General features: G+C 68.7%; 11 protein-coding genes. 3 read left to right on the top strand and 8 right to left on the bottom strand.

Annotation, left to right across the window (positions count from 1 at the left end; all coding sequences use genetic code 11):
- From VD972_RS20940 to VD972_RS20925, 4 genes are all read right to left on the bottom strand, one after another.
- A partial coding sequence (locus tag VD972_RS20940; RefSeq protein WP_324989684.1) for a S1C family serine protease occupies nucleotides 1-728 on the bottom strand: 728 nt, incomplete at its 3' end.
- A 30-nt stretch (nucleotides 729-758) separates the two neighbouring features.
- Nucleotides 759-1,652, bottom strand: coding sequence for a S1C family serine protease (locus VD972_RS20935; RefSeq protein ID WP_324989682.1), 894 nt, complete (start codon nucleotides 1,650-1,652; stop codon nucleotides 759-761).
- A 195-nt stretch (nucleotides 1,653-1,847) separates the two neighbouring features.
- Entirely contained in the window at nucleotides 1,848-4,049 is a 2,202-nt protein-coding gene (locus VD972_RS20930) for an ATP-binding protein (RefSeq protein WP_324989680.1), read from the bottom strand.
- 121 nt (nucleotides 4,050-4,170) lie between these two features.
- Nucleotides 4,171-4,809, bottom strand: a complete 639-nt coding sequence (locus VD972_RS20925; protein WP_324989677.1) for a response regulator transcription factor — start codon at nucleotides 4,807-4,809, stop codon at nucleotides 4,171-4,173.
- A 148-nt stretch (nucleotides 4,810-4,957) separates the two neighbouring features.
- Between VD972_RS20925 and VD972_RS20920 the strand changes: the two genes are divergently transcribed.
- Nucleotides 4,958-6,160 (top strand): S41 family peptidase, encoded by a 1,203-nt coding sequence (locus tag VD972_RS20920; protein WP_324989676.1) that lies wholly within the window; start codon nucleotides 4,958-4,960, stop codon nucleotides 6,158-6,160.
- Nucleotides 6,161-6,167: 7 nt separating this feature from the next.
- Here VD972_RS20920 and VD972_RS20915 read toward each other — a convergent pair whose 3' ends face one another.
- Nucleotides 6,168-7,244 carry a dipeptide epimerase gene (locus tag VD972_RS20915; RefSeq protein ID WP_324989675.1) on the bottom strand — a complete coding sequence of 359 codons (1,077 nt, stop codon included), beginning with the start codon at nucleotides 7,242-7,244 and terminating at the stop codon, nucleotides 6,168-6,170.
- A gap of 280 nt (nucleotides 7,245-7,524) precedes the next feature.
- On the opposite strand from VD972_RS20915, the gene VD972_RS20910 reads away from it, so the two are divergent.
- Nucleotides 7,525-7,749, top strand: a complete 225-nt coding sequence (locus VD972_RS20910; RefSeq protein WP_324989673.1) for a hypothetical protein — start codon at nucleotides 7,525-7,527, stop codon at nucleotides 7,747-7,749.
- 323 nt (nucleotides 7,750-8,072) lie between these two features.
- On the opposite strand, the gene VD972_RS20905 is transcribed toward VD972_RS20910, so the two are convergent.
- The gene (locus VD972_RS20905; RefSeq protein ID WP_324989671.1) at nucleotides 8,073-8,840 is read right to left on the bottom strand and encodes a DUF5953 family protein; all 768 of its coding nucleotides are present in this window, start codon (nucleotides 8,838-8,840) and stop codon (nucleotides 8,073-8,075) included.
- Between the two features lies 1 nt (nucleotide 8,841).
- A complete protein-coding gene (locus tag VD972_RS20900; RefSeq protein ID WP_324989669.1) occupies nucleotides 8,842-9,597 on the bottom strand; it encodes a DUF6310 domain-containing protein in 756 nt (251 codons plus the stop codon).
- 355 nt (nucleotides 9,598-9,952) lie between these two features.
- Here VD972_RS20900 and VD972_RS20895 point away from each other — a divergent pair, with 355 nt between their 5' ends.
- The gene (locus VD972_RS20895) at nucleotides 9,953-11,449 is read left to right on the top strand and encodes a serine/threonine-protein kinase (protein WP_324989667.1); all 1,497 of its coding nucleotides are present in this window, start codon (nucleotides 9,953-9,955) and stop codon (nucleotides 11,447-11,449) included.
- Between the two features lie 18 nt (nucleotides 11,450-11,467).
- On the opposite strand, the gene VD972_RS20890 is transcribed toward VD972_RS20895, so the two are convergent.
- Nucleotides 11,468-12,072, bottom strand: a 605-nt coding sequence (locus tag VD972_RS20890) for a tetratricopeptide repeat protein (protein ID WP_324989665.1), incomplete at its 5' end; no start/stop codon positions are given.

Raw genomic sequence — 12,072 nt, 5'->3', positions numbered from 1 at the left:
GCGTCATCGGCGGGGGTGCCCTGCTGCACCTTGAGGATGAGCACGCCGCGAGGTTGCCCCGCATCCCGAGCCTCCTGGGGCTCCAGTGTAATGGCGCGGGCGGCCACACCCAGGTAGCGCCGCTCCACCTTGCCGCGCTGGATGAGGAGGCTGGCCACCCACGCCGCCGTGGTGGCGCTGACCGCGAAGCCGATGCCCTGCGCGTACGGCAGCACCAGCGTGTTGAGCCCCACCACCTTGCCGTGGGTGTTGAGCAGCGGCCCGCCCGAGTTGCCGGGGTTGATGGCCGCGTCCGTCTGGAGCATGCCCTCGAGCATCGTGCCGTCCGGGAGCGTGAGGCTGCGGTTGATGGCGCTCACCACGCCCAGCGACACGGACTGCTCCAGCCGGAACGGGTTGCCGATGGCCACCACGAGCTGCCCCATGCGCACGTCCTTGGGGTCCGCGAGGGGCAGGGTGGGGAAGTCGGTGCCCTCGGCGCGCAGCACGGCGAGGTCCGTGGGGGCGTCCCCACCGACAAAGGTGGCCTTGCGCTCCTCTCCTGTGGAGAGCGTCACGGTCTGCTTGCGCGAGTTGCGCACCACATGACGGTTGGTGAGCACGTAGCCGTCCGGCGTGAGAAAGAGGCCGGTGCCGTGGCCGCGCCCGTGCTCCACGCCCACGACGGCAGGCGAGGCGCGAGCGACGAGCTCTTCGAGATCATCCGAGAATTGTTGCAGCAGCTTCATGGTCCGTCCTTTTCAATCCTTCCCGCCACATCACGAGCGCTTGCCAATAGTCAGGGACACCTCGCGAAGCTCGCCGGCGCGCAGCACCTTGGCCTGGAGGGTGGTGCCTACCTTCTCGTCAGCGAGGTAGCCGAGCAGATCCTCCACGCCCTCCAGCTTGCGGCCACCGAGGTTCACCAGCACGTCTCCCAGCAGCAGGCCAGCGCGGTGGGCGGGGCCGTCCGGATCCACGGAGAGGAAGATGAGACCGGTCTCGGAGCCAGCCAGGGCCGACAGGGACTGGGGCACGCGCACGGGGTAGGCGCCGACGCCCAGGTAGCCACGGCGCATGCCCCCGTGCTCGCGGAGGGTGCTCACCACGCGGCTCAGCGTCTCGCCGGGAATGGCGACTGCGGCGTTGCGGGAGAAGGCGGCGGTGAGCAGGCCGAGGAAGCGGCCCTGTGCATCCACCAGAGGGCCTCCGGAGAAGCCAGGGGGCAGATCGGCGTCCGTCTCCAGGTAGCGGTTGATGCGGCCGCCCGCGTGGGTGCGCCACTCATCGCCCAGGGCGCTGACGATGCCGAGGGTGGCGCGGGTGGTCCGGCCGGGGTGGCCCAGGGCGAGCACGAGGTGGCCCACCTTCACACCGTCCAGAGGAGCGGCGGCCAGCGGGGTGAGGCCCGAGGCCTCGGCCTTGAGGAGCGCCAGGTCGGTGCTCGGGTCGCGCCCGACGAGCTCGGCGGGGGCAGTGCGGCCATCGGGGAGGGTGAGCTGGATCTGCCCCTCGTTCTCCACGGAGTGGCTGGTGGTGAGGATGTGGCCTTCGTTGCTCCAGATGATGCCGGTGGCGCCGTGGCGGCGGCGGGCCTCCACGCGGACGACGGAGGGAGCAATGCGCTCGACGAGGGAGGCGATGGACTGGGAGAGGGAGAGCAGGTCGGACATGGCGTTTCCTTTCAGAGCCAGAAGCTAAAGGGCTCGAGCGCGCGCCACATCGGCGAGACGGTCAGGCAGGGGACCCCCCCATTCAGGCAGGTCTCCTCCCCATCCGGACAATCCCCGCCCGGAGTCCCTCACCGGGAGGGGAGGGGCCTCATACCTCTGGGGAGGTGGCCAGGGTGGCCGGGAACAGGGCGTGGCTCACGGCGGCGAGAGGGGCAGGGTCACCGTGAAGGTGCTGCCCTTGCCGGGCTCGCTCCGCACTTCGATGCGGCCCCCGTGGCGGTTGACGATGTCGCGGCTGATGGACAGCCCCAGCCCCGTGCCCTGCCCCCGTGGCTTGGTGGTGAAGAATGGCGTGAAGAGCTTGGAGATCGTCTCCGCTGTCATCCCCTTGCCTGTGTCGGAGATCTCCACCACCACCTCGGTGTCCCGCTGCCACGTGCGGATGCGGATCTCTCCTCGCGTCTCGATGGCCTGGGCCGCGTTGAGCAGCAGGTTGGTGAACACCTGGACGAGCTGGGTGGGAAAGCAGGTGATGCGAGGCAGCGGCCCGAAGTCCCGCTTGACGTCGCACTTGTACTTGAGCTCGTTGCTCACCATCCGCAGCGTGGACTCCAGCTCCTCGTTCACATCCACGGACTGGGGCTGGCCATCGTCCTCGCGGGCGAACACCCGCAGGCTCTGGGCGATCTCCTTGATGCGCCGAGTCCCCGTCAGCGACTCCTGGATCAGCTCCGGCATGTCCGAGAGCAGCTCGTCCAGCTCTCCCTGCTGCCACAACTGGCGCATCCTCGCGAGCTGCTCCGCCGACAGCGTGCGCGGCTCCGTCCCCGGCTCCTCCAGGAACTCGCGCAGCATCCGCAGCAGCGGGCCCACGGCCGAGGCGTACTCATCCAGCGCCCGCAGGTTGCTCGCCACGTAGCTCACCGGGTTGTTGATCTCGTGCGCGAGCCCCGCCGCCATCTGCCCCAGCGAGGCCAGCTTCTCGGCCTGGATGAGCTGCGCCTGCCGCTCCTCCACCAGCCTGCGCTCGGTGATGTTGCGGATGATGCTCACCACCTCGTCCGGCCCGCTGCGGACGACTCGCGCCTCGTAGCTCTGGCGTCCCTGGGGCATGTCCAGCTCGTACTCGTAGACGGCCAGAGCGCCGTCTCGCAGGACGCGATCCAGGTTCGAGAACCACAGATCGTTCAAGTACTGCGGCATCGGCAGGTCACGCATGTTCCGGCCGATGAACTCCTCGGGCGCCAGCAGGGTCCGCTCGGAGGTGCTGCAGCTGAAGTCGATGTACGTCCCATCTCCGCGCAAGCGGAAGATGAGATCCGGAATGGCCAGGAGCAGGGCGCTCAGTCGCTCCTCGCTCCGCTTCATGGCGGTGAGATCCGTGTCGGTGCCGACGATGCGGATCGGCTTGCCCTGCTCATCCCGCGCCGCCACCCGGGCTCGGCTGAGGATCCAGGCCCACTCGCCATCCTTGCACCGCGTGCGGTACTCGAACTCGGCATGAGGCGTGGTGCCCTCCGCATGCGCCTGGAGGCTGCTCTGGATGCGAGGGAGATCCTCGGGGTGGCAGAGCTGTTTCCAGGCATCGAAGGTCGGTGCCAGCTCATTCTCGGCGTAGCCGGCGATCTCCCGCCAGCGACGGCTCACCCTCAGCTCGCGAGTGGGCGCATTCCAGATCCACAGATCATCCTCTACGCTCGCGAGCGTCTGTCTCAGCGCTTCCAGCTCCTCCTGGAGGTGGTGCGCGGCTTGCTGGGTCTGCTCCTGCTGCTGCGCCTCTCGCCGGCTCCGGAGGAGGCTGTCGCCCACGTCCAGCAAGAGCAGGAGGTCCTCGGAGGCCTCGGCGGTGGCCTCACCCGGGCGATGGGTGAAGCCCACGAACCCCGTCCGAGCGTCTCCGGCCTGGAGCGGCAGAACTCTGAAGGAGCGCGGGGAAGGCTCTGGCATGGGGAGAGGGGCACTCCCAGGAACCTTCACAGGCCCCTCGGCCGACAAGGGCTGGCCGGTGGAGAGAGCCAGGCTCACGAGCGCCTGCAGGCTTCGAGGCTCGGCATCCCCGGGAGTCAGCCAGGCGGGCACCTCCCAGAGCGCGGCTCCCCAGCCAGGAGGCGTGGAGGCGAGGACCTGGAGCTGAGGAGCCGGAGCCACACCGGGGGCCTGGAGCTCCACACCGAGCAAGCCGTGCTCGCCGCCCGTCTCCCCCAGCAGCAGCGTGAGCCACCGCTCCAAGGAACGCTGCGGATCTCCACCTCGGAGGAAGTCCGTCTGGAGCTCCAGCAGCGCGCTCAGCAGGGGGGCTCCAGGCTGCGACTCCTCCTCGGAGCGGGTGCCACGCTCCTCGCCAGGGCTGGCTGCCTCGGGCGTCACAGCATCAGGCGAGCGGGGGGATGAAGGCACGGGCTTCTCGGCTCGGATCAAAACGGTACAGACCCAGGGAGCAAGCTGACGCCTTCCCGGCCTCACGCTTCCCTGCTCCCCGGAACAGGCTGGCGATAATTGTAAACAATTCAGGCGCGCATCACAGCGTCACCAGCCCCAGGCGAGCGGCCCGGACCACGGCCTCGGTGCGCCGCTGTACGCCCAGCTTGGCGAGCACGGCGTTCACATGGAACTTGGCCGTGTGCTCACTGATGGCGAGCCGGTCGGCGATGGCCTTGTTGGAGAGGCCCTCGGCCAGCAGCGCGAGCACCTCACGCTCCCGGGGGGTGAGGGCCTCCGGGCTGTTGAGAGAGGCGGCGGCCCGCGGGGCAGCGCGTACAAGGGAGAGGGTGGGCTCGAAGACGGCGAGCCCCCGGGCCACGGCCTGGAGCGCGGCCATCAGCGCGCCCGAAGCGGCATCACGGAAGAGCAGGCCCCGGGCCCCGGCGGTGAGTGCCAGCTCGCCCGCCGCTTCGTCCGGCACGAGCGCGAGCACGGGCGCCCCCAGATCCGGAGCCTCCAGACGCCCCTCGGCACCGTTCAGGCGCAGACCCACATCCCACAGCACCACGTCTGGAGGCTCGGTGCGAGCGGCCTCGAGCTCCGCGAGGGTGCCCGCCGCCACGAGGGAGAGGCCCTCCCCGCCCTGGTCGGAGAGGGCGCGAGAGAGGGCCCCGCGGGCGAGCGGATCCTCGGCGACGAGGGCCAGGCGAAGGGGCGTTGCGAGCGAGTCCAGCACGAGTCCCCATGATTAACCGGCCAGGGGCCGGTTCGCCGATCCGCGTGCGAGCCGTCACCCATCCCACACGGGCATCCCAGCATGGGCAAGGCGGCGTGAAGGCAGGTACCCTCCCTCATCCCTCTCCGGGGGGAGAGGGGAGACACGGATGGGACGCTGGATCGCGGTGGGGCTCTGGATGCTGGGGGCGAGCGCGTGGGCGCAGGCGCCTGGCTCATTCACGAAGCTGGGGGACGAGGTCGTCTCCCACGTGCGCGAGCGCTTCTACGACGCGAAGAAGGCCGCGGACTGGGCCCGGCGTCACCAGGGCTACGGCGCCGCGGCGAAGACGGAGGAGGACTTCGAGCGGCTCACGCATCAGGCGCTGGCGGAGCTGCAGGCCTCGCACACGGCGTACTACCCGCGCGAGAGCCTGGGGCACGTGGGGCTGTCGTCCATCTTCCGGTGGGTGCTGAAGCTGAAGGAGGTGGAGTACGTGAGCATGGGTGTGGACGTGGCCGTGCAGCCCGAGGGCTCCTTCGTGCGCCACGTCTTCGCGGGTGGCCCGGCGCAGAAGGCGGGGCTGCTGCGAGGCGACCGCATCGTGAGCGTGGAGGGCAAGCTCTTCCACCCGGTGCGCTCGTTGAAGGACCGCGCCGGCAAGCCCACGCAGGTGACCGTGGAGCGAGGCAAGGGCGTACGGCCTCTTACGCTGACGGTGACGCCGCGCCGCATCGACCCGAAGACCGAGTGGCTCGAGGCGCAGGAGAAGAGCTCGCGCGTCCTCGAGCGTGGCGGCAAGCGCGTGGCCTACCAGCACCTCTACTCGTGCGCGGGCCCGGAGCACCAGGAGGCGCTGGCGGAGTACATCCTCTACCGCGCCGAGAACGCGGACGCGCTCGTGGTGGACCTGCGGGACGGGTGGGGTGGGTGCAACGTGGAGTTCCTCAACCTCTTCAACCCGCGGCTCCCGGTGCTCACGTCGGTGGGACGGGACGGGAAGCAGGTCGTCACCCAGGGCTCCTGGGTCAAGCCGGTGGTGCTGCTGGTGAACGGCGGCTCGCGCAGTGGCAAGGAGCTGGTGACGTTCGCCATGAAGCAGCGGGAGATGGCCAAGGTGGTGGGCGAGCGGACCGCAGGCGCGGTGCTGGCGGGCACGCCCCTGCGCCTGTCCAATGGGGACCTCCTCTATGTCGCGGTGATGGATGGGAACGTCGACGGGACGCGGCTGGAGGGCGTCGGAGTGGCGGTGGACGTCGAGGTGCCCGCCGCGCTGCCGTACGCTGCGGGGAAGGATCCCCAGCTGGAGAAGGCGCTCGAGGTGGCCGCGGCGGCCAAACCCCCTCCCGGTCCGGCCGAGGGGTTGAAGTAAGAGGCCCTCAGGCCAGCTCCACTCCATGGCCCGCGGGAGAGCGCGCGATGCTCACCCGGGAGCCCTCTTGCTGATACCCCCCGCGGAAGGGGTGCTTCGCGATGAACAGGGGCGTGTCGAGATCCGCGTAGTGGAAGCCGCCCAGGCCCGCGGCGAGGTGGGCCGAGCAGCTCATGGCCAGCGTGCTCTCCACCATGCCGCCGACCATCAGCTCCATGCCGGCGGCGCGGGCCAGGTGCCACATCATCAGGGACTCCACGACGCCGCACTTCATCGTCTTGATGTTGATGCCACTGGCGGCGCGCTCGCGGATGAGGCGCAGCACGTCCTGGGCGGAGCGGGCGGACTCGTCCGCGCAGATGGGCATGCGGGAGGTGCGGGTGAGCTCGGCCATGCCGGCGAAGTCCTCGGCGGGGACGGGCTGCTCGAAGAGCGCGAGCGGCACGCCGGCCTTCTCCAGCCCTGCGAGGAAGGCGCGGGCCTGCGACACGGTGTAGCCGCCGTTGGCATCGGCGAACAGCCGCGCCTGGGGCGCCACCTTATATATGGCCACGAGCCGCTCCACGTCCTGCTCGGGTGAGAGGGCGCCGATCTTCACCTTCAGGGTGGTGATGCCGCGGGCGAGGATGGCGCGGGCGGAGGACTCCGCATGCGCGCGGTCTCCCGCCGTCACGGTCATGTCGATGTCCAGCTCCGTGCCGGCACCACCGAAGAAGACCCAGAGGGGCACACGGTGGTGGCGGGCCAGCGCATCCAGGAGGGCTGTCTCCAAGCCGCAGCGGGCCGAGGGCTCGTGGAGAAGCGCCTCGGTGAGCCCCGCGGACAGCGGGCGCCAGGCGCGGGCATCCTGGCCGATGAGCCGCTCGCGCATGGACTCGATGGCAGTGAGCGTCCGGGACTGCGTCTCTCCGCTGACGGCAGTGAAGGGCGCGGCCTCGCCCAGGCCCGTGGTGCCGTCGGCCAGCGTGATGCGCACGAGCACGTTATGGGCCACGTGCTGCGCACCGGTAGCAATGGCGAAGGGCTCGGTGAGGGGCAGGTCTAGCGGCTCAGCGGTCAGCGAGGTGATGACGGTGGGGTTCATGAGAGGGGGTCGAGGGTGGACGGCAGGCGCACCCTAGCCCTCTCCCAGAGGGTGAGGGTGAAGGTTCTGCGGAGGGCGCAGGGAGGAACGACCCTCCAGCGGGTTCAACGGAGCCGTGCGCTGGAGTGCCCGAGTTCCCGACTTGGCGGGTGGGCCTGGGCGCGCCAGCCTGACTATTATCGCTCTACCGATGCCCCACGCTTTTCACAGCCCGTTGTCGACGCTGATGGGGTCTACGAGCGGCTGCTCGCCGGGATGCGGCTGTGAGGAGGACCGGCCTGTGCCGGATCCATACCAGGTGGCCGCCTGGGTCCGCGAGGCGGGAGAGACGAAGGCACGCAAGGCGCTGGCCCAACTTCAGCGGATGCTGGAGCGCAAGGAGGTAGACCTGAGGGATGCGCAGCGGCAGGCAGGGCGCACCTTCGCAGGCCCCCTGCCTCTGGAAGCATGGCTGCGCGAGTGGGAGCAGGCGTTGCTTGCAGCGCTGGAGAATCTGGATTCGTAGAGATGCGCTCGAGGAGGCACTGGCGCGGCTGGCTGTCCCCCCTTCAACCGCGACAAGACGCCGCGCGGGTTCTGGTCGACGCACGCTGCTCTCGAGAGCTGGCAAGGGAACGCGCCTCGAGCTCGAGCACTTCAGCGCCCCGACGGTGGGCGACGCACGCGGCACCGGCAGCGGCTGGGAGGTTGCGCTGCTCCACCTCGACCGTTGGCTCCAGGCCCGCGAGAAGCCAACGGATGTGATGTACGCGGCAATGGATGCGGTTTGGAACTAGGTGGGGTCTGTGTCCTCCTTGGGTCCATCGAGCTCCGGCGGGCTCGCCTCAATCAGCGCGGAGTGACGCGCCCGCCAATCACCGGGAAGCGCTCATAGGCGCGCATGAGCGCGTCCAGGTGCGCGGGGTTGTCGAGATCCAGCGGAGCCTCCGTGAGCGGGACAATCCACCCGCCTGTTTCTGTACGTCGCGACCGCGAGAGCAGATCCGCGTCGCGCGCAGGGTCCGGGAACCCGATGGCCTGGGCGGCAGCGGCCGACCAGTAGTTCAGCCATCCGAGACGATGTGGGATCTCAGGCGAGCGGATGTCCCACGGGAGCTTGAGCGCGGGGAGCCTGCGTGGTGGAGGCTGCGGGTTGGCCGCCCAGTTCTTCGTCTGCCGCGCGATATCTACCCCCGCACTGAACGGCGTCGCGTGCCCCCAGAACGCACGCGCGCCCTCCGCCACTCCCTCCAGCACATCCGCTGCCGCTGCGATGCCTTCCGCGGCCAGAGGTAGCGCCGCATGGACATCAAGCTGGGCCTGACCGCCCGATGAGCTGTCCGCCGAACTCTCCCATCCAGTCACTGACACGAGGTCGCTCTCGTTGCCGTTGCAAATGAGCTGAAATCCCTCCCCATCCGGCCTCCCTCGGGCAAGCCATGCCTCGCGCTGCGGCAGAGGGATGAACTGCCCCTCGTTAGAAATCGTCCACTCCAGGCGCAAGCCAGGGAGCGCGCGCTCCATTCCATGAACCACCGCCAAAGGGCGACGATCGTCGCCCACGAGCGCAGGCGCATAGACGATGACGGCAAGTTCATTCTCTTGCGTGGCCGGCATTTCAGCACCAGTCCATGACGACGATGAGGCCCTCGAGCTCCGGTGCCGCGAGCTCCAGCGCGGCTTTGTGCGCAGCGCTGCGTACGCCGACTCGAAAGTCGAATCCGCAGGCCCTTGCGAGACCGCGCTCGCGCCGCAACTCCAACACCTGATTGCCGACCACAATTCTTCGAAGGACGGCAGTGTACGTGTCGAAGTTGTCGGTCTTGACCTCCCAGAGCGTGCGCATGGCAGGTTGCAGCGCGTCGAAGGCCTTGCCGTTGACGAGTGCGTTGGCGCCACGGAAGGCATTGAGCGGAACATTATTGGCGCACGCATTATGCAAGGGATGCCCCCCCTTGGGCGGCACCCGTTTGGGGGTGCACTCGGGGCGGCGCTCACTCGGCTCTAGGGACACAGGTGGCTCCGGGGGGAACCAGTCCCTGCCCAATCCCTCCGGCTTGGGCTTTCCGTTCGCCAGGGGTTCCTCCGTGGAGGGCTGCGCTTGAGGCTCGGGCCTCGCAGCCTCACGGGATGCCTCGGGCTTGGGGTGGGCCCGCCGCCTCCGCGCATGCGCATCCAGCTCCTCTTGGATGGCCACGGCCACTACCACGGCGCCGATGATGACCACTGCTCCCACCGCAAAAGGCTGCGCCAACAGGCAGATGGCCACCATCGCTGGCACCGTGGCCGCGCCCGCGGAGGCCACCGGGCATACCCCCTCGGTATCCCGGAACAGGATCCTCCGCGTGTCGAGCGCGTGATGGCATCTCTCCATCAACATGCCCCATGGCTGGGAGGCCTCCTGGACGACGCACCGCCCATGGTCCAGCCAGGGGAACTGCGCCGCCCTCTGAAGGTTGATGATCCTTGGGTTGTCGACCAACGGGGCTCTCGGGCTCGGCTCCGTTGTAGCGCAGGCGGCGACGAGGAGCAGGAGCGCGCTGCAGGTTCGGAAGTTTCTTGGCACGTCCTCTCATTCAACAAGGGGACGCTGCGGGTCAAGTGCGTGGGGACGAGGTGGCCGCCGACAGCAGGCTGGGTCCAGTGAGTGCCGGCGGGCACACCGCCTCATGAGTGTGGGGATTGTCCTACCCATGGGGTAGACTGCTGGGAGAGCAAGCTGCTCCCCCTTGAGGCTCCTCCTGGCCGCCGACTCCTCACTCCGGCACCTGCACCCCGCGCACCTGCCTCCGGGCACGGTGGTGGGCTCGTGGTGCGTGCGTTCCCGGCAGAGCCGCGGCGCCTACGGAGCCGTCTACCTCGTCTCTCGCGCCGCTGAGCAGGACGGCGCTCTCTTTGCCTTGAAGGTGGCGCTTCACCCCAACGACGCCCGCTTCCTGCGGGAGGCGGAGCTGCTGCGCCGCATTGCCCATCCCCACGTCCCGAGCCTGCATGACCAGGGGCTGTGGCCCCATCCTGCAGGCCCCTTCCCCTTCCTGGTGATGGATTGGGCGGAGGGTGTGCCGCTTAATGTGTGGGCTCAAGGACGCACCTTCACCTCGCGTCAGGTGCTGCGGCTGCTGGCTCCGGTGGCGAGTGCTCTGGCCGCCACTCACGCCGTGCAGGGGGTCCACCGCGACGTCAAGGCCGACAACCTCCTCGTGCGCCGGGACGACTTCTGGCCCACGCTCCTGGACTTCGGTGCTGGGGACTTTCTCGGTGCTCCTACCCTCACGCGTGAGCTGCTTCCCCCTGGCACTCCGCACCACCGCAGCCCTGAGGCCCTGCGTTTCCACTGGCTTCACTACCAACTGCCCGGTGCCCACTACGAGCCAGGTCCCGCAGATGATGTGTACGCCCTGGGCGTCACCGCCTACTGCCTCGTCACGGGGATCTACCCTGCTCCCGTGCTCCCTCCCGAGCTTCTGGAAGGTGAGCCTTCCTTCCGGCCTCCCGAGTGGCGGCCACCTGAGCAGCTGGTGACGGTGTGCCCGGAGCTGGCAGCGCTCATCCGCCAGATGCTCTCGCTGGAGCCCTCCGCTCGCGGCAGTGCGGCGCAACTGGCCCAAGCGCTCGATGAGGCGGCTCTGTCCGCCAGCCTCGAGACGGATCAGCCCATCGTCCCGAGGAGCTTGGACCGAGGCGGCGTGGCCTTCCGTGCCGAGGCGCCCGCGCAAGCAGTGCCGGTGGCAGAGCCTCTGGACTCGGGTTCCTTTGGGGTACCTGTCGCTCGGAAGAACCGGCCGGGCCAGCCACGAGTCGGCCGAGTGTCGTGGCCCTGGATCGCCATGACAGCAGGACTCGTGGTCTTCCTTGCTCTCCAAGGGGGAGCCACTCGGCGTCACGCTGCAAACCTGGCAACCAGAAGCGCGGCTGACCCCCTGCGGGACACCAGCGGCGAGGGTGCGAGCACATCGGGGCTCGGCCATGTCGCTCTGAGCGCCTGCGGTGGCACTGAAGAGCTCGCCTCCTCTGTGGAGAGGATCAGCGTAGATATTCCGACGACACCCCTTCCAGGACAGGCACGCCCGCCCTGCAAGAGACGCGAGGTCGAGATCAACGGAGGTTGCTGGAAGCTTCTTGCGGATCCTGCGCCGCCATGCACCGAGCGAGAGTATGAGTGGCGAGGTCTCTGCTACTCCCCAGCCATGATTCTGTCTCCCCCGGCCACCTCGAAACAAAGGTAGTAGGAAAGGGGTCAAGCTTCATCGGATTGTTGCTCCAAGACCCGCGAGGCGCGTGAAGTCCGCCATGCGCTGTTGGAGCACACGAGGCATGGAGCGCTGGAGAGCTTCATATGCGTGAAGCAGGTCCTTGAGCATGAAAGCTATCTGATCCTTGAAGGCCTGAGGGAGACGTTCAAAAAAGGGCCACATCATGTCCAGAGCCTCTTCATAGGCTTTCAGAGCCTCCGGCCGCTGTCCCAGTTCGTCCAGCCTATCGCCCAGGTTGTTGAGGCTCTTGGCCAGGTCGGGCAGGAACGCATCCGGGTTGCGCTGCGCCAGGGTTCGGTACAGTTCCACCGCCTCCAGCGAGGCCTTCAGCGCCTCCTCCCGCCTCCCAAGCGCGCTCAATCTGTTGCCCAGGTTGTTGAGGCTCGATGCCAGGTCGGGCAGGAACGCATCCGGGTTGCGCTGCGCCAGGGTTCGCCGAATTTCCACCGCCTCCAGCGAGGCCTTCAGCGCCTCCTCCCGCCTCCCAAGCGCGCTCAACCTGATGCCCAGGTTGTTGAGGCTCGATGCCAGGTCGGGCAGGAACGCATCCGGGTTGCGCTGCGCCAGGGTTTGCCGAATTTCCACCGCCTCCAGCG

The sequence above is a fragment of the Hyalangium sp. genome (assembly GCF_035629615.1).
Lineage (GTDB): Bacteria > Myxococcota > Myxococcia > Myxococcales > Myxococcaceae > Hyalangium.
The sequence above is the reverse complement of the archived record's forward strand: the minus strand, read 5'-3'. Positions and strand labels throughout refer to the sequence as shown.

Excerpts from the sequence above, each read along its gene's own strand:
- VD972_RS20935 (WP_324989682.1), bottom strand. The coding sequence starts at position 1,652 with ATGTCCGACCTGCTCTCCCTCTCCCAGTCCATCGCCTCCCTCGTCGAG.
- VD972_RS20920 (WP_324989676.1), top strand. The coding sequence starts at position 4,958 with ATGGGACGCTGGATCGCGGTGGGGCTCTGGATGCTGGGGGCGAGCGCG.
- VD972_RS20915 (WP_324989675.1), bottom strand. The coding sequence starts at position 7,244 with ATGAACCCCACCGTCATCACCTCGCTGACCGCTGAGCCGCTAGACCTG.
- VD972_RS20905 (WP_324989671.1), bottom strand. The coding sequence starts at position 8,840 with ATGCCGGCCACGCAAGAGAATGAACTTGCCGTCATCGTCTATGCGCCT.
- VD972_RS20900 (WP_324989669.1), bottom strand. The coding sequence starts at position 9,597 with ATGGAGAGATGCCATCACGCGCTCGACACGCGGAGGATCCTGTTCCGG.